We start from the raw sequence: 21,054 nt of genomic DNA on the forward strand, positions 1-21,054 counted from the left end.
CATCTGCGTCATGCGGCTCAGGCCTGCGTCACCCTGGGGTCTCCCGACGCCACCACAAAGGTGGCGTCGAGGGACTGTTCGTCGGTCAGGGCAGTCACCGTCGGAACCGTCCAGTACTCGACCTGCGTGCGGGTGCGGTCGACATCCACCACCAGATACCCGTTGCGCGTACCTTCGAAGTAGCGGCCGTGAATGTTGACCGCGAGCAATGCGCCACCCCCTCGGGTCAGCAGTATGTCCTCGAGGTCCCCGGTGCTGGTATCCGGCCCCAACGCCTGCGGGTCACCGGCGGAACTGATGGACGGCGCAACGAATTCGGCGGCGACCACCCCGCGGCCGGTTAACGGGTCGTAGACCAGCGGATTATTGGGGTCTCGCGTGACCTCGAAAACGATCGACGCATGCACGTCGCCGGTGAGCACGACGATGTTGTCCACGCCGCCCTGCTCGATCGCATCGAACAGGCGGTCACGGGCAGGCGCGTAGCCATCCCACTGGTCCGGATTGGCGAAGATGCTGGCACCCGCCGCTGCCGGCGCTCCGAGCAGTTTCAGCGGCGACATCACGACCTGGTTCCCCAGCAGCCGCCAGTGCGCGGCCGAACCTTGCAGGCCGTCGATCAGCCATTGCTCCTGCTCGGCTCCCAGCATCTGCCGGCCTGGATCAGCAAAGTCACCGCTCTGGGTGAAAAAGTCACCCAGGCCCAGGTTGCCAGGCAACACTTCGTCACGACCGATGCGCCGGGTATCGAGCATGAACAGGTCGATCAGATCCCCGAAGGCGAAGTTCCGATAGATGCGCTCCGGCGTGGCCGGGTCCGGGGACCGGATGGGCAGCCACTCCAGCGCCGCCTGCAAGGCATTCGCTTGGCGGACCTCGATCGGCCCATGAATCTGGGGATCATGGTCGTTGGGGTCGGCGCCGCCGCTCCAGGTGCCGTCCACCGTCTCGTGATCATCCCAGACCCAGATCATCGGATGCGCGGCATGCAGGGCCTGAAGTTCCGGTTCACGCCGATAGCTGGCGTAGCGGGCGCGGTAGTCATCCACGGTCACGACATCAATGGGTGGCACATGCGCGCGCACCGCGTCCCGGTCGGTCTCGTAGATGTAGTCCCCCAGATGCAGGAACAGGTCGATATCGTCGCGCTCGGCCAGACGCGCGTAGGCATTCCAGAGGCCACGCGAATAGTCACCGCAGGTCGCCACGCCCAGGCGCACGCGCTCGGGCGAACCAGCCGGCAGGGTCTTGCCACGGCCAACCGGTGACAGGGCGTCACCCACCGCGAACTGATACCAGTAGGCCTGACCGGGCTGCAGGCCATCGACGTCGACCTTGACGGTGAAATCCCGCTCGCCATCGGTCACCACGTCGCCGCCGGTCACGGGACGGGTTAGGCCTGCGTCCTCGTACACGGCCCAGGCCACGGTCACGAGGTCCGTTGCGGACTCTGTTGTCACGCGCGTCCACAGCATCAGGCGATCGGCGAGCGGATCACCCGATGCAACGCCGTGCAGAAAGCCTGACATCGTCGGTGGACCATCCCCCGGCTCGCCAGCCCGGGGGACATCAGACTGTCCGCAGCCCGGCAGCAGACTGGCGGCGGCGAGGGCGGCGCCAGCCTGCAGTACATCACGTCGATTCGGGGGTGCCATCGTTCCAGTCGTCCAGGTGTGATCATTCAAGGATAATGAGCTTGAATGAAACGCGGATGATGCCCAGCCATACTCGGCCTGCCACATCGTCCGTCGCTCAAAAAGGGGAACTCCTTGGCTTGGCTGACAGAACTGTTGGGCGGTTTCGTGCCGGCGCTGATCGTGATCGCGATGATTGTCGTGACGCTGACCTGCCTGCATTGGTGGTTGCTGGCCAGGCGTAAGGAACTAGGCAACGAGGCCAGGCTGCCCCGGCAGTTAATCCTCGCCGGTGTCACCCTGGTGGGGCTGCTGGTGTTGATTCTGGCGCTGCCCATCTCCGACACGTTGCGCGGTCAGGTGCTGAGCTTTCTCGGCGTGCTGCTCACCGGCGTGATCGGCCTGTCTTCAACGACCTTCGTAGCCAACGCCATGGCTGGCGTGATGCTGCGAGTTGTGGGCCAGTTTCGGCCAGGCGATTTCATCCGCCTGCAGGATCAGTTCGGGCGGGTGACCGAACGTGGCCTGTTTCATGTGGAGATTCAGACCGAGGACCGGGACCTCACCACCTTCCCCAACCTGCTGCTGATCACCCACCCGCTGACCGTCGTGCATCGGGCCGGCACCCTGGTGTCGGCACAGGTATCACTCGGCTATGACATTCACCGGGCCGATGTCGAGGCCGCATTATCCGAGGCTGCGGAACAAGTCGGACTGAAAGACCCGTTCGTCCAGGTCGTTTCGCTGCAGGACTTTTCCGTGCTGTACCGTCTTGCCGGTTCGCTGGAGGAGGTGAAGCACTTGCTCACCGTGCGTTCGAATCTTCGCAAGGCGATGATGGATGCGCTGCATGGACGCGGCTTCGAGATCGCTTCGCCAACCCTGATGCTGCAACGCCAGCTGCAGCCGGATGCCGCCATCATCCCGAACACGCGGCACCTGCTGGATGACAGCGGCGCGGCCTTGCCCGATGCCGATGCCCCGGAGGCCAAGGTGTTCGACAAGGCGGATGACGCCGAAGCGCTGGAACAGGCCCGTCAACGCCTGACCAGCCTGGATGCTGCAGCGGACAACCCGGAACGGGCCGCATTGGAACAGCAAATCGCCGACCTCGAAGCGCGCCTGAAGGCTCCCACCGAAGCGCCGGATCAGGCGGCCAACCCACCGGGTTAACACCCCCCAAACACGAAGACAAAGTGAGATACTAGGCGGTATGCCCAGATCTCGACATGCCCGCGGATTCGGCCGTTCCGCAGCGATACTGTTGTGCGCGTCCGCGTTACCCGCCTGCGTGCATCAGGTCGAACGCGGACCGACCGACAGCATCACGCTGCCGGCGCAGTGGACGACGCCGACCGACGCCGCTGAGACCTCCGGCGATCCGCGCTGGTGGATGCGATTCCAGCAGGCCGGTCTGAACGCGCTGATGGCCGACGCCCTGGTCCGCAACCGGCAACTGCAGGCGGCACTGGCGCGACTGGATCAGTCCACCGCCATACTCCGCCAGCAAACGGCCGCGCTTTATCCGTCGTTGGAACTCTCCGGGCGTGCCAGCCGCGGCAAGAACGTGATCTTCATCGGCGATCAGCGGGTGCAGACCATCAACAACCAGTACAGCCTGTCGGCGAGCGCGGCCTACGAGGTCGACCTATGGGGCCGGGTCCGCCACGGCCGCACGGCGGCCCGCCTGGATGCGCAGGCCGCGGCGCTGGATGCCACGGCTGCGGCACACAGCATCGCCGCACAGGTCACCGAAACCTGGTTGAGCCTGATCGAAACGGAAGCGCGATTGACCCTGACGCAGTCCCAGGCCGAGCTGAACACGCGCTACCTGGAGCTGACCCGCCTGCGCTTCGAATACGGATCGGGTTCCATCGTCGGCATTCGGCAGCAGGAGCAGCAAGTGGCCGGCGTACAAAGCCAGGCCCCGCTGCTGACGGCGCAGGCTGGCGTGCTGCGCAACCAGTTGGCGGTGTTGGCAGGGCATCCCCCCGGCAAGCTGCAGATCACGATTCCAGGCAGCCTGCCGCAACTCCCACCGCCACCCGCTGCCGGCCTGCCGGCCGATCTGCTGCTGCATCGCCCGGATGTGATGGCAGCCTATCGCCGGGTGTTGTCTGCAGATCACCGGGTGGGGATTGCCGTTGCGGACCGCTTGCCTGGCCTGCGCCTGACTGCCGACGGCGGCTATCAGTCGCAATCCACCGAATCATTGTTTGATGATCTGGTCTGGAGTGTGGCGGCCGGCATCGTCGGACCGATCTTCGACGCCGGGCGCCGCGCCGCCGAGGTGCGCCGCTCCGATGCCGTGCTACGCGAGGCGCTCGCACAATACGAGCAAAGCTTGCTGGAGGCGATGGCGGAGGTGGAAAACGCCTTGCTGCAGGAGCGTGCGCAACGTCGGCATGTCGACGCGCTGGAGCGCCGTGTCGCCGCAAGCCGCTCGCTGCTGGAGGCCTCGCGCGATCGGTACCAGAACGGCTTGTCGGACTATCTGCCCGTGCTCACCGCTCTGACCGCGCTGCAAGCTGACGAGCAGTCCTATCTGACGGCCAAGCGCCAATTGTTGTCCTACCGCGTCCAGCTGCATCGTGCTCTGGGCGGCGACTGGTCGGTTGTAGATACCGGCGACGGGGAATCTAGATGAAACCACGGACCAAGGTCTTAGCGTTCTTCGGCATCGTGATCCTGGGGGTCGTGATCCTGATGCTGTTGGTCAAGACCAAGCCGAAGCCGGCCCGCAGCGATGCCGGCCCGATGCAGCCGGTGGTCGAGGTCACACGACTCACTGCCGGCACCGTCCAGGTGCTGATCGATGCCACCGGCACCGTGCAGCCCGCCCGCGACGTGCAAATCACCTCGGAAGTCGGCGGGCGGGTTGAATCCGTCGCCGGCGACTTCATTCCCGGCGGTCGGGTCAAGGCTGGCGATCCATTGATCGAGCTGGAGCCCGAGCGCTTTGAGCTGGCCGTGGCGCAGGCGCGCGCCAATCTCGCACGGGTCCGCAGCGACCTGTCGCTGGAGGAAGGCCGCGTCCAGGTCGCTAAACGCGAGTGGGGCTTGTTTGATCAGGCCGACAGCGACGGTGCGCTGGCCCAGCGCGAGCCGCAGCTAGCCGCCGCGCGCGCCAATGTGCAATCGGCCGAAGCCCAGCTACGCGATGCCCAGCTCAATCTGGAGCGCAGCGCCATTACCGCGCCGTTTGACGGCGTCGTGCAGTCTGAATCCGTGGAGGCCGGGCAGGTCATCGGTTCCGGACAGCAACTCGGTCGCCTGTTGGGCGCCGATGTGTTCCACGTACTGGCCAGCGTGCCGGTGGGTCGGCTGCAATGGTTGCAGCTGCCCGGAGACGATGGCACGCCGGGTGCGCAGGCTGAGATTCGCCAGCCCAATACGTCCGGCACCCGCGAGGGCCGGGTGATCCGGGTGCTGGGCGAACTGGATCCCGAAGGGCGCATGGCCCTCTTGTTGATCGAAGTACCTGACCCGCTGAGCGGAGCGACGCCTTTGCTGGTCGGCGCCTTTGTCGATGTCAAACTGGTCGGCCGCGAGCTGCGCGACACCATCGCGGTGCCGCGCGCTGCGCTGGTCGAATCCAATGCCGTGTGGCGCGTGCGCGACGACAAGACGCTGGAACAGGCGTCGCTAACCATTACCTGGCGCGGCAACGATGCCGTGTACGTACGCAACGGCTCGGGCGGGCTGCATGACGGCGACCAGATTCTCACAACCCGCATTCCGCTAGCGGTCGAGGGCATGCATGTACGCATCGCCGGCGAAGATGCCTCGCCGCAACAAACGCCATCCGGCGAACCAGGCGGACCATGAACACGTCCTCAACGCCATCGCGCAAGCCGGAATGGCTGCGCGGACCACTGGCCTGGCTCGCCGCCAACCCAGTGGCTGCCAACCTGCTGATGCTGGTGTTGCTCATTGGCGGCTGGATCATCGGCAGCGGAGTCAAGCAGGAGGTCTTCCCGGAATTCGATGCCGATATTGTCACGATCGATATCGCCTATCCCGGCGCCAGCCCTGAAGAAGTCGAGCAAGGCGTCATTCTCGCCAGTGAGGACGCGGTGCGTGGCATCGACGGTGTGAAGACCGTCGAGTCCAGTAGTTATGAGGGCGCCGGTGTCGTCGTCGCCGAGGTCGTGAGCGGCTACGACCCCGACAAGGTGGCAACCGACATCAAGAATGCAGTGGACCGGGTCACGAGCTTTCCGGAAGACGCCGAACGTCCGATCACCAGCTTGGTGGCGATTAGAACCAAGGTCATCACGCTGGTCCTGCATGGCAACACCAACCACGCCACGCTGCGCGACCTGGCGGAGCGCGCGCGAACAGATCTGCTCAACCGTCCCGACATCACCGAAGTCAACCTGACCAACGCCCCGCCTCGGGAAATCTCCATCGAAATCCCGTCCAGCGCCCTGCATGCCTACGGGCTGTCGTTGCCGCAAGTCGCCGACCGTATCCAGGCCTATGCCGTGGAGCTGCCGGGGGGCGCCATTCGCACCGAAGGTGGCGAGGTGCTGGTGCGGATGGATGAACGTCGCAACTTCGCGCGCGAGTTCAGCGACATTCCGTTGCGGACCAACGCCGAAGGCACGGTGCTAACGCTCGGTGATATCGCCACGATCAGCGACGGCTTCTCCGACAACTCCTATCTGGAAACCCGATTCAACGACGATCCGGCGGTGATGCTGGAGATCTTCCGCGTCGGCGACCAGACGCCGATCAGCGTGTCCGAGGCCGTGCGCGCATACGCGGGCGAACTCAACGCTCAGCTTCCGGAGGGGCTGCGCGCCGACACCGTCTACGACGACTCGGAGTTCTACGAAGACCGCATCAACCTTCTGTTGCGCAACGGCTTTCTTGGCTTCGTGCTCGTCATCGTATTGCTCACCCTGTTCCTGGAACCACGGCTGGCGTTCTGGGTCACGCTGGGGATTCCGATTTCGTTCCTGGGCGCCATGCTGCTGATGCCAGCAATGGACGTCAGCTTCAACATGATCTCGCTGTTCGGTTTTATCGTGACGCTGGGAATCGTTGTCGATGACGCCATCATCGTCGGCGAAAACATCTACCACCAACGGGAACTCGGCCACGGCCGACTCAAAGCGGCGGTTCTCGGCGTACGCGGCGTCGGCGCGCCGGTCATCTTTGCCGTGCTGACAACCATCGTCGCGTTTTCACCGTTGCTGTTCGTCCCTGGTCCCGCCGGGAACTTTTTCCGCGTGCTGCCCGCCATTGTCATCTGCGTGCTGCTGATGTCGCTGGTCGAATCGCTGGCGATTCTGCCCAGCCACTTGGCGCATTCGCGACACCCCCGCACCGACGGCATCGAAGGATTTCTGGTCCGCGTTCAACACCGTGTAGCGGCCTGGATGGAGCGAATAATCGAGGAGCGTTACACGCCAGCGGTGCGCTGGGCGACCATGCACCGGACGATCTCGATCGCCACTGGAATCGCCGTCTTCGTCTCGACGATCGGCCTGGTGGCAGGTGGCCGAGTGAAGGCCGAGTTCTTCCCGAATATCGACGCCGATTTCATCTTCGCCAACGTGCAGGTGCCGTACGGCTCAAACATCGAGTTGACCCGCAGCACCCTGACGCAGACCGTCGCCGCGTTAAACGAAACGCTGGCCGAGTATCCGGACGACGCACGCATCGTCGATTCGGTGATCACCGTGCTCGGCGATCAGCCCAACCTGTCACAGGCTTACCGGCCGGGCGACGGGCTCGGATCGAGTCATCTGCTCAGTGTGCAGGCGACTCTGGCGCCGGCTAGCGAACGCGATGTGCAAACCCAGGCATTCGCCGACCACTGGCGCGAGAAAGTGCAGATGATTCCCGGCGTGGAACGCACCCAGTTCGTGAACACCACCGGACCCGGCGCCGGCGCGGACCTGACCGTGCAACTCAAGCACCACGACGTCGACACGCTCGAGTCCGCAGCCGATGCGCTGGCCGAAGAACTGCGCGGATTCGCCGGCATCTCCGACATCAACAACGGCTACTCGGGCGGCAAGGAACAACTGAACGTCACGCTCACGCCCGCAGGCAAAACGTTGGGCCTGACGTCCAGCGAGGTCGGCCGCCAGATCCGCGGTGCATTTTTCGGTGCCGAAGCCCTGCGGCAGCAGCGGGGCCGCGATGAGGTTCGGGTGATGGTGCGCCTGCCCACGCAGGAACGCGCGGAGGAGGCGACACTGGAGGACCTGTTGATCCGAACACCGAATGGCGGGTTGGCACCCCTGTCTGACGTCGCCAACGTGGAGCGCGGTCGAGCCTACACGACCATCCGGCGGGATCAGGGCCGACGCGTACTGAATGTCACCGCCGAGGTCGACGCCAATGTCACGCAGACCAACGCCGTCATTGCCGAACTCACGCGGACCGCGTTGCCCGACCTGCAGTCGCACTTCCACGGTCTGGAATACAGCTTTGAGGGCGCCAACCGCGATGAAGCCGAGTCGCAATCAGCGATCTTCACCGGTTTCCAACTCGCGCTGATCGGCATCTTCGTACTTCTGGCGATGGCGTTTCGCAGCTACCTGCAACCGCTGATTGTGATGTCGGCGATCCCCTTCGGGGTCGTCGGTGCCATTTGGGGCCATCTGCTGCTGGGCTACAAGCTGAGCTTCATCTCGCTGTTCGGCATCGTCGCGCTATCTGGCGTGGTAGTGAACGACTCGCTGGTGCTAATCGACGCGGCCAACAAGTATCGCGAGCAGGGCATGAGCAAGCGCGATGCCATCATCCGCGCCGGCCAGCGTCGATTCCGGCCAATCGTGCTGACCTCGCTGACGACCTTCCTGGGTCTGGCCCCGATGATTCTGGAAACCTCCGTGCAGGCCCGATTCATCATCCCGATGGCAATCAGCCTCGGCTTCGGCATTTTGTTCGCGACCATCATCATCCTGGTTCTCGTGCCTGCGGTTTATCTGGTCATCGAGGATTTTCGAGACTTCCTGGCTCGTCTGTTCGGCGGTGCCGAACACCCGGAAAGCGAGGACGAGCTCGCCTGACGCAGTGCAGCATTGGCTGGGCTGCCCGCGGCGCCAAGGCACGGCGGGCAAGGACACAAACGCGCGCGCCCGTTAGTGTCCCGGCCTCACGCATCGGCTGACAACGACACAGATGAGCATTGCAGATCAGAGCATGGCGCGCGGGTTGCGCGTGTTGAATCGCCTGGCCGGAGGCACCCTGCTTGACCGCCTGGGTGTCCGCAAGCAAAGCGAGCGGGCGATCTACCACGCCTCGCGCACCGGATTCGGCGTTGCCGCGGCGGCCGCCCGCAGCTTCAAAGGCAGCAAACCCAACGGGGCCAAGCGCCTGCCCAATGTCGGTGATCCGGGCCTGTTTGATCTGACCCCCAGCGAAGATCAAGCCATGCTGCAGGACGCCGCCCAGCGCTTTGCGGACGAAGCCCTGCGCCCGGCTGCGGCGGATGCCAACGAGGCCAGCACCGCCGACCAGGCATTGCTGGACATGGCGAACGAGTTGGGTATCGCCATACTCGGCATTCCTGAAGAACTGGGCGGTGCCGGCACCGAGCGCAGCACCGTGACCAACGTGCTGGTCGCCGAGGCGCTGGCGCATGGCGACATGGGTCTGGCCTTCGCCTGCCTCGCCCCCTCGGCCGTGAGCAACGCGCTGGTGCTTTGGGGCAATGCGGAGCAGCAGGGCACCTACCTGCCCGCCTTCACCGAGGAATCCTCCCCCGTCGCGGCCCTGGCCCTGGCCGAGCCCACGCCGTTGTTCGATCCGATGACGCCCGCCACGACCGCCACGCCGGTGGATGGTGGCTGGACACTCAGTGGCATCAAGTCCCTGGTGCCGAATGCCGCGAGCTGCGAGCTGCTAATCGTCGGCGCCATGATCGAAGGCGAGGGCCCGGCACTGTTCGTGGTCGAGTCCGATCCGGCCAGGATGAAGATCGCGGCCGACCCGGCGATGGGCTTGCGCGCCGCGGCCACCGGCCAGATCCGCTTCGATGAGGTCGTCGTGCCCGCCAGCGCGCGGCTGGGCGCCTCGGCTGAGGCAGCCACGGCGGCCTATCGCGAATGCGTCAGGTTGTCTCGCCTGGCCTGGTGCGCGATGGCGGCCGGCACCGGCAAGGCCGTGCTCGATTACGTCATTCCCTACGTGAATGACCGGCAGGCCTTTGGCGAACCGATCAGCCACCGCCAGTCGGTCGCCTTCATGGTCGCGAACATCGCCATCGAGTTGGAAAGCATGCGTCTGACGACGTTGCGCGCGGCCAGCCTCGCCGAACAGGGCAAGCCCTACGCCCGCGAGGCGGCCATTGCCCGCCGGCTGTGCGTGGACAAGGGCATGCAGATCGGCTCCGACGGCGTGCAACTGCTGGGCGGCCACGGCTTTACCAAGGAATACCCCGTCGAACGGTGGTACCGCGACCTGCGGGCCATCGGCGTCATGGAGGGCGGCCTGCTCGTCTGAGCGGCCGTTAGGAGCACATCATGATCAATCTCGAAGTCCCCAAGAAATTCACCGGCCTGGTCCGTCAGGCACATCAGGTGTCCAAGGAAGTGCTGCGCGCCAATTCGCGCAAGTACGACCTCGCCGAACATGCCTATCCCAAGGAACTGGACATGCTCGCGGCGCTGGTCGATGGCATGAACGATGGTGGCGGCCAAGGCGCCGGCGCGGCCGGGGTGCGGCGCGACAAGTCCGACGACACCAGCAACAAGAACGGCAGCAACCTGTCCACCGCCCTGGGCGTCATCGAAATGTGCTGGGGCGATGTCGGGCTGCTGCTATCGATGCCCCGCCAGGGCTTGGGCAACTCCGCTATCGCCTCGGTGGCCGACGACGAGCAGCTCGAGCGCTTCGGCGGACGCTGGGCCGCCATGGCGATCACCGAGCCCGGCTGCGGGTCGGACTCCGCCGCGATCCGCACGACAGCGGTCAAGGACGGCGATCACTACATTCTCAACGGCGAAAAGATCTATGTGACCGCCGGTGACCGCGCCGATCTGGTCGTGGTCTGGGCCACGCTGGACAAATCGGTCGGTCGCGCCGCGATCAAGTCCTTTGTTGTCGAAAAAGGCACACCCGGCTTCGAACTGGTGCGGCTGGAGAAAAAGCTGGGCATCAAGTCCTCGGACACCGCCGCGTTCGTGCTCAAGGACTGTCGGGTGCCGGCGGAAAACCTGCTGGGCGATGCGACCGTCAATGTGGAGAAGGGTTTTGCCGGGGTCATGCAGACCTTCGACAACACCCGCCCCCTGGTCGCCGCGATGGCCATCGGACTGGCGCGGGCGGCGATCGAGCAAACGCGCTCCCTGCTCGAAGAGGCCGGCGTTGAAATCGACTACGACCAGCTCGCGACCAAGCAAACCGCGGCCGCCGCCGAGTTCATCCGCATGGAGGCCGACTACGAAGCCGCGCGGCTGCTCATGATGGAAGCCGCTTGGATGGCGGACAATCGCAAGCCAAACTCCTTGCAGGCATCCATGGCCAAGGCCAAGGCAGGGCGCGCCTGCGTGGACATCACGCTCAAATGCGTGGAGCTGTGCGGCAACCTCGGCTACACCGAGAACAGCCTGCTGGAGAAATGGGCACGCGACAGCAAGATTCTGGACATCTTCGAAGGCACCCAGCAGATCCAGCAACTGATCGTCGCGCGACGCCTGCTCGGCAAGTCCTCGGCGGAACTCAAGTAGGCCGCTCGATACTGCCGCTACACTGGGGTCATCGTGCCTGCAGGAATGAACGCCATTCCTCAGTGCACGGTGCCTCATTCAAACGCCCGTCTCCCATGATCGCTGCCGTCACCCGCGCCGCCGTCTTCCTCATCGGAATCTGCCTCTGCACTATCTCGACGGCAGAGACGCTCATCGGCTTGTCGCAGTCTGTCGATCTCGCGGTCGACGCCCGCATCAATGCATACATGCAAGACAGCCAGATCCCTGGCGTCGCGCTGGCGGTGCTTGAACGCGGCGCCTTGCGCAAGGCCGCTACCTACGGGTTAGCCAACGTGGAACTCGGCGCCGCCGTCACGCGCCAATCTGTATTCGAGCTCGCGTCCGTGACCAAGCAATTCACCGGCGCGGCCGTGCTTCGTCTGGTGGGCGAGGATAGGATCGCGCTGGACGCACCGCTGACGCGCTACTTGGAGAACACGCCGGAGGCCTGGTCTGCCATCACGATTCGACAGTTGCTCGTCCATCGCGCTGGTCTGGCCCACCGCTTCGAGGAGAAGCACCACGACAGCTTTCTGATGGACTACTCCACCGAAAACATGCTCGCCTCCGCCATGCACACGCCCATGCAAAGCGAGTCAGGCACCGACTGGTCATACAGCGACCAGGGCTATTTTCTGCTTGGCCTGGTCATCGAAAAGGTCACGGGCCAGACCTACGCCCAATATCTGACCGATCAATTCTTCACACCGCTGGGCATGACGGCTACTCGGCGCCTTGAGCAGGCCGCGGTCATCCCCCGCCGGGTAGCGGGGTATACCTTGCAAGATGGCAGGTTGGAGAACGACCGCCGCGACTGGCAATTCGGTCAGATGGCGCATTTCGGCATCCTGTCGACCCTCGATGATCTGATCCGCTGGGATCAGGGGTTGGCGGACGGTACGGCGCTGCCCGAGATGGCCCTGCAGACATTCTTCGATCCCCTCTATCTGTTTCAGGAAGACCCAGCCACCGAGTCGCTGATCGGCTATGGATACGGCTGGTGGATCGAGCAGGCGAACGGTGTGCGTGTTGCCCACCACAGTGGTTACACGGGCACGGTGCTGCTCCGGGTGCTGGATCGCGGTCTGACGGTGATCATCCTCACCAATCTCGATCAGCCCTCTGGGCCGGGCACTATCAACATTGCCTGGGATGTTGCTCAACTCGTCGACCCAGACCTGGCACGTCCGCAATGGTCTGAGGACTAAGGGGACCATTCAATTCGATCGAGGCGGTACAGCCCCTCAAGCTACGGGGAGCACCGCCGATAAGGACAGGGCCACTCAGAGGTTTCACGCCATGTCCGCCGAACAACTGCTCACCCACGTCAACAAATTGCCTACGGTGCCCAAGGTCGTGCACGAACTCATGTCCTCCTTCCAGCAGGAAGACGTCGAGACCGCGCGCATCGCCGGGTTAATTGAAACCGATCCGGTGATCAGCGCCAAGGTGCTGCGTCTGGCGAACTCGGCTTATTTTCACCGTAGCCGCAGCATCGGCTGTATTGGCGATGCCGTCCTGCACCTGGGGTTTGAACGCGTTCGTAACCTGGTGGTGGGCTGTGGGCTTGTTGGTTCGATGCAAACGCCCCCCGGCATGGACAAGCCGACGTTCTGGCGCCACGCCATTTTTACCGCAGTCGCGTCACGCGAATTGGCGCGTCTGGGTCAGGCGAGTACTTCCGGCGAGGCCGTGGAACCCGAGATGGCGTTCGCAGCAGGCATCATCTATCCGGTGGGCGAGCTGCTGATGCGCTGGGCGCAACCACTGGACCTGTTCCAGCTCGACACCGGCGAGCCATTCTGCACCCCGGCTCGCGCGGCAGCTGAGCGGGAGGCGATGGGCTTTGATTTTGCGTCGACCAGCGCCCTATTGGCCGAACATTGGCAATTCCCCACGGAACTGGTCGACGGACTGCGCGCAGCCGGTGATCCCGACCATACCGAGCCGTTTTCCGCCCTGGGGGCGATCGTCGCCGTTGGGTCGGTGCTGGCAGCGGCGTCCGTGATCCGCATGGACCCACCGGTGAACGGCCACACGCTCGATCGCGTTGGTATTCGCATCGATCAGGTCTGGAACCTGCCGCCAATCAACGAACTCTCCAACGGTCTGGAAACCATGTTGCTGGAATCGTAAGCGGCTGCCTGAGAGATCAGTGGCAGGCCTTGAGATTCCGCGACAGCAGCCACCAGTTGACAGGCCAGGCCGCAAGAAAGCCGGCCGGCACGGCCACCGCGAGCCCGAACCAGAACGTCGGGTGAAAGACGCTCGGAGACGCCATGCCACCGGCAGCAAAATCGGCTGCGTTCATGGCGACCTCCATGACCGCAATCGATATGGCCTCACCAATCCAGATGGTCCGTAACGCCTGTCGCCAGGTCTGCCCCTGGCGCACCAGCGGCCACAGGCCGAGGGAAAATCCCGAGACATAGGCCAGAAACGTCGCCAGCGCGATGGTCCCCCAGGCCGGGAACCCCAGCGACACGCCGATCGCAAGCCCCGCAACTTCACCAATCACACAGCCACTCAGGCAATGCAACGTCGCGTGTATCGAGGTCCTGAGCGGCCCATGGCCTGCACCGGAATCGTGATGGGCGCCGGCGGCTGCGTGACCGCAGTGCGCGTTCTGTGAATGCGGTTGATTCATGACGTCTCAAACTCCGTCGGTATGATCGGTAGAGGCCGGTCTGGTCTGTATCGCGTCGATAATCGGACAACCATCAACAGCGCCATGGCCGTCGCAGTCGGCCACAGCGGTTGCCAATACCGCCCGCATGGCCAGCAGATCCTGAATCCGCGCCTCGATGTCCTGCAGATGTGCCTGAGCCAATGCACGCACGGCGCCCCGATCCCCGCCGGCCTGCAGCGCGAGCAGGTTACGAATCTCTGCCAGGGAGAACCCCAGTGTCTTGGCGCGCAGCACAAAACGCAGCCGGGCAACTGCGGCAGGCGAATACATCCGGTAGTTGGCTGCGGTGCGCTCGGCCGGCGGCAGGATCCCTTCGCGCTCGTAATAGCGAATGGTCTCGACCCCCACGCCGGCTGCTTGCGCGAGTTTTCCGATCGTCAGTGATGTATGGAGCGATGGCATGCGCGCAGTCTAAACCCCGTACCCAACTAGAGAGTCAAGCGTAGCGTCGGTGACTCCATTGGCCGATTAGCGCCAGTACCCAAGCCAGCACGGCCGCCACACCACCGGCGACGAACAACGGCACGTAAGCCTCGATGCGCCCATACCAGCTCGCCATTGCCGCTGCGCCACTGGCCTGACCGATGGCGAAGGCCAGTGTCGCCCCCGCCCACCAGCGGGCATGCGCGGCAGCACCGGCGATTTCGGCCAGTGCCGCCGATGTCATCGACACCGCACCCGGCACTAGGGCACCGATGACCAGGCTCGACACCGTGAGCAACGCCGGTTGCGAGCTGATGACCGGAATCGCCACTGCCAGGGCGGTCAGGGCATAGCAGGCCTGCAGCATGAAGGGGATGCCGGTGCGGCCCGCGATCTTCACGATCACGGTCGGGCCGACCAGGGAGCCAATACCCACCACCCACCATTGCAGCGCTGCAAAGCCCTGGCTCAGGTGGCGCTCACGCACGAGGAAATCCACCCAGAACACGCCATGCGGAACAATGCCGATCGCTTCGACGGCATACGCCACGATGATGAGCAGTGGCGCCAGCAACCAGCCGCGATGACGCCGAGCGCTGACGCCAACCTCGATGCTGTCGGGCGACGCGGGCCGCATCACCAGCCACGCCCGAATGCCCACGCCTGTCGCGGCCCCGGCAAGCACCGCCATCAACAACCAGGCGGTGGTCGGACCAATCCACGGCAGCAAGGTGGCGACACCGGCCGTCAGCAGCGTGCCCAGGCCAATGCCGGTGAACGTGACGCCGCTGACACGCGGCCGCTCCCGCGCGGTCACGGCGGTCAGGGCCGTACTCACGCCACGCACCATCAACCAGGCCCCGGCGATGCCGGCGACGAAGCGCCAAGCACTAATCCAGGTCACTCCCCAGGGCATCGCACAGGCAATGAAGCTCAGCACGGTCACGCCCATTGCGGAAACGACCAGCGGCCTGCGCGATGATCTCGGCGCCACCAGCGCAAGAATTGCGCCCAGGCAATAGCCCACCAGGTTCGCGGCGCCGGCATGCGCGGCCTCGGCCGGCGTCAGCCAGCCGGCCTCGATCATCTCCGGGATGAGCGGCGGATAAGCGAACCGGCCCAGGGCAATGCCCACCAGCGTTGCGCAAAGGCCCAGCGTCTGTGCGGCATAGCGTTGCCGTCGGCTTGTCGGGCGCAGCGTCATGAGCGTAACCGGGGGAACAGGGCGGCGGGATTGTCGCCGATTCGCGTACCCAATGCTTTGGCATCAAAGACATCGGACGCGTTAGCTGGCCGCTTCCTCGCGCGCGAGCTTGTCCCACAGCGTGCCCGAGCGCGGCACCTGTGGATGCTCCACCGCTGGGGCTTCGACGGACTCCGGTGATGCACCCGTCGGCGGAGCTCGTGCCGCATCATCCGTGCTCGCACCCGCTGTGGGCTCAGCGTCCTGACGGTAGGCGACGAGGATCTCGACACGGCGGTTGCGGGCGCGGTGTTCCACGCTGTCATTGGTCACCAGCGGGCGTGAGGCTCCATAACCGCTGACGACCAGCTGCGATTCGGCCACCGACCCAACCTGCAACACTTGCTCCGCCACCGACACGGCCCGCGCCGCCGACAAATCCCAGTTCGAGGAAAAGATGCCACCGCGCAACGGGACGTTGTCCGTGTGCCCCGCCACCGTCACCTGCTGCGATTCGCCATCAATCAGGCTCACGACGCGATGGATCAACTCGGTCGCACCGCTCACCAGCCGGGCGCTGCCCGATGGAAACGACACATGCTCGGGGAACCGCACCACGACCTGATCGCGATTGCGCTCCAGCATGACGCGGCCGGCGGCGATGTCCTCCCGCAGACCTTCCTTGAGCTTCTTGTACAGCGCATCGCCTGCCGTGGTCGACACCACCTTCTCGACGGTGCGAACCTGTTGCGTCGGCACGCTGTTATGTCCGGTACCGGAGATGATGCCGGCCTCCAGGCCCTGCTGCGCATCCTCGCGCTTGCTGATGTACTGCACGCCGCCAAAGGCGTCGCGCAGCGAACCGACCACCGATTCGAATTTGGCGACATCCATCTTCGCCTGGGCGAACAACAGCACGAAAAAGCACATCATCAGCGACATCATGTCGGCGAAGGTGGCCATCCATAGCGGCACGTCGGCGCCCTTCTTGTGCTGCTTTGGTCGGTCGAACATGAGGGGCAGCGCCGCGACTCAGGCCGCAGCCGGCTGGCCGGCGCCGTCGTCATTGGCGGCCTTGCTGCCCTTGCCTTCCGGCAGGCAGGCCTTCAGGCATTGCTCGAGCAGACGCGGACTCGTGCCCTCACGAATCCCGACCACGCTCTCCACAATCAGCGTGCGCGCGTCCATCTCTTGCTCCGCCCGCATCGCGAGCTTGTCGGCGATGGGCAGGAAGAACATGTTCGACAGCATCGCGCCATATAGCGTGGTCAGCAGCGCCACGGCCATCGCCGGCCCGATGCCGGAGGGATCATCCAGCGTCGCCATCATCTGCACCAGACCGACCAGCGTGCCGATCATGCCGAAAGCAGGTGCGGCGTCACCCATGGCACGAAACACCTTTTCACCCATCTCCGCGCGCTTGATTGATGTGGTGATTTCCTTGCCCAGCAAATCCTTGATGAAGTCGGCGTCGTGACCGTCAACGCACATCTGAATACCCTTGCCCAACAACGGGTCGGGCACCTCGGCGTCTTCCAGGGCCAGCATGCCTTTCTTGCGGGCGGTGTCGGCCATCACCTTGACGGTCTCGATCAGTTCATAGGGGTCAACGGCGCTGTACTTGAACGCCGTCTTGGTCGCGGTACCGAAGGCCCTGAAGCACTCGCCGATAGGAAAGCGGACCAATGTGCCGCAGAACGCGCCGCCGACCACAATGATGAGACCAGGGGGATTGATGAACGGGCCGATGCCCGTGCCCATCGCCATCGACCCCACGATGAGGACGAGTCCGACGATCAGACCGATGAGGGTCGCGAGATCCATGAGTGCCGCCTTGGGTGCCGTGTGTCCGAGCTGTCCGGGATGCTCCTGTCTATCGGCGGCATCCGGAGACTCTTGAACCGGCCGCGCTACAACGGCGACAGCGCTAGCGCGTCAGGTCAAGCTGCCAGTAGCCCACATCGATCCAGCGGTCGAACTTGTATCCCACCTGCGGGAAAACGCCCTGGCGCTCGAAACCGAGCCGCTCGTGAAAGGCCACGCTGGCCGGATGCGGCAAGGCAATCACGCCCATCACCATGCGCATGCCGCGCGCGCGCAACTGTTCGAACAAGTCCTGGTATAGCGTTGTGCCCAACCCTTGCCCACGCGCCGCTTCGCTCAGGTAAATCGCACTTTCGGCAACGAAGCGATAGGCCGCCCGCGCCCGCCAGAGGCCGGCATAAGCGTAGCCGAGTACACGGCCGTCACGCTCGATTACGCGCCAGGGCAGACCCTGCTCCTGCAGCCGGGTCAGGCGTTCTTCCATTTGGTCGGCGGAGACCGTTTGCTCCTCGAAGGTGACGACGGTATCGGTGATAAACGGGTTGTAGATCGCCGCAATGCTGGGCGCATCCCGCGATGTGGCGTCGCGAAGCTGGCATTCGGACATGTGGCGGCGGCTCCCTTCAGGCAGGCGTTCGGATTCGTGCTCAGTATGCCCGCCCTGTACAGCCCCGTGCGTCGGCCCGGCATCTCCGTTAGCGTCTGCTCTCCACATGCAGCAGGACGCAGCCCATGGGCTTACTCATCGACGGCGAATGGCATGACCGGTGGTACGACACCAACGAGCATGGCGGTCGATTCAAGCGGCAGGAACAGGCCTTTCGCCACTGGATCACGCCGGATGGCGCGCCGGGCCCCAGCGGCGACGGCGGTTTTCCGGCCGAAGCCGGGCGCTACCACCTCTATGTGTCCTACGCCTGCCCCTGGGCGCATCGCACACTGATCTTCCGAGCCCTGAAAGGACTGCAGTCCATGATCGATGTGTCCGTCGTGCACTGGCACATGGCGGAGCACGGCTGGACCTTTCAGCCTGGCGAAGGCGTCACCGGCGACAAACTCATGGGCCACGCGCTGCTACGGGATGTCTACCTCGCCGCCGAGCCCGGCATGACCGGCCGTGTCACCGTGCCGATTCTGTGGGATACGCAGCGAAAGACCATCGTCAGCAACGAGTCATCCGAAATCATTCGGATGTTCAACAGCGCCTTTGACGCAGCCGGAGCCAAGCCGGGCGATTACTATCCCGACCGGCTGAGGCCGGAGATCGATGCGCTGAACGAGCGGATTTACGACGCCGTGAACAACGGCGTCTACAAGGCCGGATTCGCCTCCACGCAGGCCGCCTACGACGAAGCCGTGGAGCCGCTATTCGATGCTCTGGACCGGCTGGACAAGACGCTTGGGAGCCGACGCTTTCTGACCGGCGCGGAACCGACCGAGGCCGACTGGCGCCTGTTTCCCACGTTGCTGCGCTTCGACACGGCCTACCACGGTCACTTCAAGTGCAATCGCCGCCGAGTCATCGACTACGCGAATCTGTGGCCGTACACACGCGATCTGTTCCAGTGGCCCGGCATTGGCGAGACCGTCAACCTGACGCATGTGGCGCGCCACTACTATGGCAGCCATCCGCAGGTGAACCCGACCGGCGTTGTGCCGATTGGGCCGGACCTGGATTTTGATGCGCCCCACGGGCGCGAAACGCTGGGCTGATTCGCCGCCAGCCGGGCTACCAGCCACCCCGCGCAAGGTCCGGATGGTCGCCCATGTCATAGACAACGGCACAGTCGCCGCCCTGCCCTCGCGCTTCATCCAACGCCTGGTCGGCCTGTGTCAGCAGGGTCTTGGAAAAATGATGGGGTGTCGGCACAAAGCAGGCGCCCCCCACGCAGACACGCACGCATTGCGTCGGCGCACCGGGCAGCGGGATCTTCGCCTGGCGGACGGCTTCGATCATGGTCCCGGCGACATGACGCGCGCCGTCCGGCGTCACGTCCGCCAGAATCGCGCTGAACTCGCCCGCCCGGATGTGGCCGGCGAAATCCGCCCGACGTCGCAAGGCGCGAGAGACCACATGACCGACAGCAAGCAGCGTACTGTCGATATCTTCACCGCGCTGTCTGCGCACCAACGAGAACCGGCTGATATTGATCAGCAGCAGGCAGATATTCAGCTGCTGCTTGGTGCAAAACGCCCATTGCTGCTCCAGACGAGCCAGCAACAAGTCACGGCCCGCCAAGCCGGTGCGCGGGTCGAATCCGGCTAGTTCCACGGCCGGGTCAACGGCCCGGCGCCACTGCTTGAGCTGGCTGAGATTCTGCATCGATTGCCTCGTAAGCGTGGAACACCACGCAGCGCAGAGCATGCGCGTACGCCTTTTTGATGTCTACGAAGCCGCTTGGTTCTGCGGCCGGCCCGGCTCCTCCCAGGCCGCGACCACGCGATTTCGACCGGCTTGTTTGGCTCGGTACAAGGCTTGGTCTGCTTGCTCCATGTAGAACTCGGCGTCGTTGCGCACCACGTCCTCGAAGCTCGATGCCGTGGACACGCCCACCGAAATGGTCACCGGGCTGCCGCCGAACGCCGGATGCGGAATCTCCATATCCTGCACCGCGCGCCGGAATTCGTTCATCAGGATCAGCGCGGCGTCGCCGGGGGTATTCGGAAGAATGACCCCGAACTCCTCGCCCCCGTAACGGCAGACCAGATCGCCCGCGCGCCGGGTTCTTGCCGTCAACCCCGCTCCAATGCGGCGGAGAACCTGGTCACCTTCGGCATGGCCCGCGGTGTCGTTGAAGGGCTTGAACTGGTCGACATCAATGATGGCGTAGCTCAGCGGCAGATGATTGCGATTGGCGCGCCGCCATTCCGTCTGGATCTGACGATCAAAATGACGACGATTGAAGCAGCCGGTCAGCGGATCACGAATCGAATCGCTACGCAGCGCCAGCATGTCTTCGATGACACGGACGCCGTCATGGATCACCCGCTGCTGAACGCTGGGAAATGTGCGAATTCGATCATGCGCAACCGTGAGCAGACCGATGGTGTTTTCCTGATAGCCGGAAAAGACCGGGTACACGGCAAGGGAACAGAGTGATGTGTGATCCATGGACAAGGCGTCGTTCTGCTCGTCCCTTGGCTCGTGCACATCGCGAACCCGCGCCGGCTTTCCCGACTTGATCACCGACCATTCCAGCGAATCGTAGCGCTGCAACACATCCGGTTCACAGCCATGTGCGGCAACCGGAACCAGGAAATCGCCAACCACCATGGATAGCCATGCCCATTTGCAGGCAGTGCCTCCTGCCACAAGACCGAGCACACGCTTGAGGCTGTGGTCCACTTCATCAATGTTGATGCCGTGAACATCATTCACCTCGCGCCGAATGTGCTCGTGCACGGATTCAATCATGTTGGTCATGGAATTGGGCTCATCTGTACTTTCACGGCCGGGTGTTCGCTCTGATTCTGATGATCAGTCCCCATTTGATGACCCTGCAGCGCCGTGTCGCGTGTCTATTCCTTGACACCGCGCAGCATACACCAGTCGCCCAGATTCCGCGGTATTTGCGGCCCACAGATTGA

General features: G+C 64.2%; 18 protein-coding genes. 9 read left to right on the forward strand and 9 right to left on the reverse strand.

Going from position 1 to position 21,054, the window contains the following annotated elements; genetic code table 11:
• Positions 1 to 17: 17 nt before the first annotated feature.
• Entirely contained in the window at positions 18 to 1,655 is a 1,638-nt protein-coding gene (locus ACE1EY_RS04840) for an alkaline phosphatase D family protein (protein WP_291513896.1), read from the reverse strand.
• A gap of 114 nt (positions 1,656 to 1,769) precedes the next feature.
• Between ACE1EY_RS04840 and ACE1EY_RS04845 the strand changes: the two genes are divergently transcribed.
• The 8 genes from ACE1EY_RS04845 (at position 1,770) to ACE1EY_RS04880 (ending at position 13,483) form a co-directional block, all read left to right on the forward strand.
• Positions 1,770 to 2,807: a mechanosensitive ion channel domain-containing protein gene (locus ACE1EY_RS04845; protein ID WP_291513895.1), complete on the forward strand. Its 1,038-nt coding sequence runs from the start codon at positions 1,770 to 1,772 to the stop codon at positions 2,805 to 2,807.
• Between the two features lie 40 nt (positions 2,808 to 2,847).
• Positions 2,848 to 4,281 carry an efflux transporter outer membrane subunit gene (locus ACE1EY_RS04850; RefSeq protein WP_370299602.1) on the forward strand — a complete coding sequence of 478 codons (1,434 nt, stop codon included), beginning with the start codon at positions 2,848 to 2,850 and terminating at the stop codon, positions 4,279 to 4,281.
• Positions 4,278 to 5,462, forward strand: a complete 1,185-nt coding sequence (locus tag ACE1EY_RS04855) for an efflux RND transporter periplasmic adaptor subunit (RefSeq protein WP_370299603.1) — start codon at positions 4,278 to 4,280, stop codon at positions 5,460 to 5,462. Before ACE1EY_RS04850 ends, ACE1EY_RS04855 begins: the two co-directional genes overlap by 4 nt.
• The gene (locus ACE1EY_RS04860) at positions 5,459 to 8,665 is read left to right on the forward strand and encodes an efflux RND transporter permease subunit (protein ID WP_291513892.1); all 3,207 of its coding nucleotides are present in this window, start codon (positions 5,459 to 5,461) and stop codon (positions 8,663 to 8,665) included. Before ACE1EY_RS04855 ends, ACE1EY_RS04860 begins: the two co-directional genes overlap by 4 nt.
• A 112-nt stretch (positions 8,666 to 8,777) precedes the next feature.
• Entirely contained in the window at positions 8,778 to 10,100 is a 1,323-nt protein-coding gene (locus ACE1EY_RS04865) for an acyl-CoA dehydrogenase family protein (RefSeq protein ID WP_291513891.1), read from the forward strand.
• A gap of 20 nt (positions 10,101 to 10,120) precedes the next feature.
• Entirely contained in the window at positions 10,121 to 11,326 is a 1,206-nt protein-coding gene (locus tag ACE1EY_RS04870) for an acyl-CoA dehydrogenase family protein (protein ID WP_291513890.1), read from the forward strand.
• A 95-nt stretch (positions 11,327 to 11,421) separates the two neighbouring features.
• Positions 11,422 to 12,555, forward strand: a complete 1,134-nt coding sequence (locus ACE1EY_RS04875; RefSeq protein WP_291513889.1) for a serine hydrolase domain-containing protein — start codon at positions 11,422 to 11,424, stop codon at positions 12,553 to 12,555.
• A gap of 91 nt (positions 12,556 to 12,646) precedes the next feature.
• Entirely contained in the window at positions 12,647 to 13,483 is an 837-nt protein-coding gene (locus tag ACE1EY_RS04880) for an HDOD domain-containing protein (protein ID WP_291513888.1), read from the forward strand.
• A 16-nt stretch (positions 13,484 to 13,499) separates the two neighbouring features.
• Here the strand turns inward: ACE1EY_RS04880 and ACE1EY_RS04885 are convergent, their stop codons facing one another.
• The 6 genes from ACE1EY_RS04885 to ACE1EY_RS04910 form a co-directional block, all read right to left on the reverse strand.
• Positions 13,500 to 13,994, reverse strand: coding sequence for a DUF4396 domain-containing protein (locus tag ACE1EY_RS04885; RefSeq protein WP_291513887.1), 495 nt, complete (start codon positions 13,992 to 13,994; stop codon positions 13,500 to 13,502).
• A gap of 6 nt (positions 13,995 to 14,000) precedes the next feature.
• Positions 14,001 to 14,438, reverse strand: coding sequence for a MerR family transcriptional regulator (locus tag ACE1EY_RS04890; RefSeq protein ID WP_291513886.1), 438 nt, complete (start codon positions 14,436 to 14,438; stop codon positions 14,001 to 14,003).
• Positions 14,439 to 14,472: 34 nt separating this feature from the next.
• Positions 14,473 to 15,663 carry a YbfB/YjiJ family MFS transporter gene (locus ACE1EY_RS04895; RefSeq protein ID WP_291513885.1) on the reverse strand — a complete coding sequence of 397 codons (1,191 nt, stop codon included), beginning with the start codon at positions 15,661 to 15,663 and terminating at the stop codon, positions 14,473 to 14,475.
• A gap of 81 nt (positions 15,664 to 15,744) precedes the next feature.
• A complete protein-coding gene (locus ACE1EY_RS04900; RefSeq protein ID WP_291513884.1) occupies positions 15,745 to 16,656 on the reverse strand; it encodes a flagellar motor protein MotB in 912 nt (303 codons plus the stop codon).
• Positions 16,657 to 16,674: 18 nt separating this feature from the next.
• Positions 16,675 to 17,466, reverse strand: coding sequence for a MotA/TolQ/ExbB proton channel family protein (locus ACE1EY_RS04905; RefSeq protein WP_291513883.1), 792 nt, complete (start codon positions 17,464 to 17,466; stop codon positions 16,675 to 16,677).
• 103 nt (positions 17,467 to 17,569) lie between these two features.
• Positions 17,570 to 18,073 carry a GNAT family N-acetyltransferase gene (locus tag ACE1EY_RS04910; protein WP_291513882.1) on the reverse strand — a complete coding sequence of 168 codons (504 nt, stop codon included), beginning with the start codon at positions 18,071 to 18,073 and terminating at the stop codon, positions 17,570 to 17,572.
• 125 nt (positions 18,074 to 18,198) lie between these two features.
• On the opposite strand from ACE1EY_RS04910, the gene ACE1EY_RS04915 reads away from it, so the two are divergent.
• A complete protein-coding gene (locus ACE1EY_RS04915) occupies positions 18,199 to 19,179 on the forward strand; it encodes a glutathione S-transferase family protein (RefSeq protein ID WP_291513881.1) in 981 nt (326 codons plus the stop codon).
• 16 nt (positions 19,180 to 19,195) lie between these two features.
• On the opposite strand, the gene ACE1EY_RS04920 is transcribed toward ACE1EY_RS04915, so the two are convergent.
• Together ACE1EY_RS04920 and ACE1EY_RS04925 are read right to left on the reverse strand one after the other, a co-directional pair.
• Positions 19,196 to 19,789, reverse strand: coding sequence for a GGDEF domain-containing protein (locus ACE1EY_RS04920; protein ID WP_291513880.1), 594 nt, complete (start codon positions 19,787 to 19,789; stop codon positions 19,196 to 19,198).
• A 63-nt stretch (positions 19,790 to 19,852) separates the two neighbouring features.
• Complete coding sequence (locus ACE1EY_RS04925) at positions 19,853 to 20,890, reverse strand: GGDEF domain-containing protein (RefSeq protein ID WP_291513879.1); 1,038 nt, start codon at positions 20,888 to 20,890, stop codon at positions 19,853 to 19,855.
• Positions 20,891 to 21,054: the final 164 nt, after the last annotated feature.

Origin of the sequence: Abyssibacter sp. (assembly GCF_964229365.1) — a bacterium.
Lineage (GTDB): Bacteria > Pseudomonadota > Gammaproteobacteria > Nevskiales > OUC007 > Abyssibacter.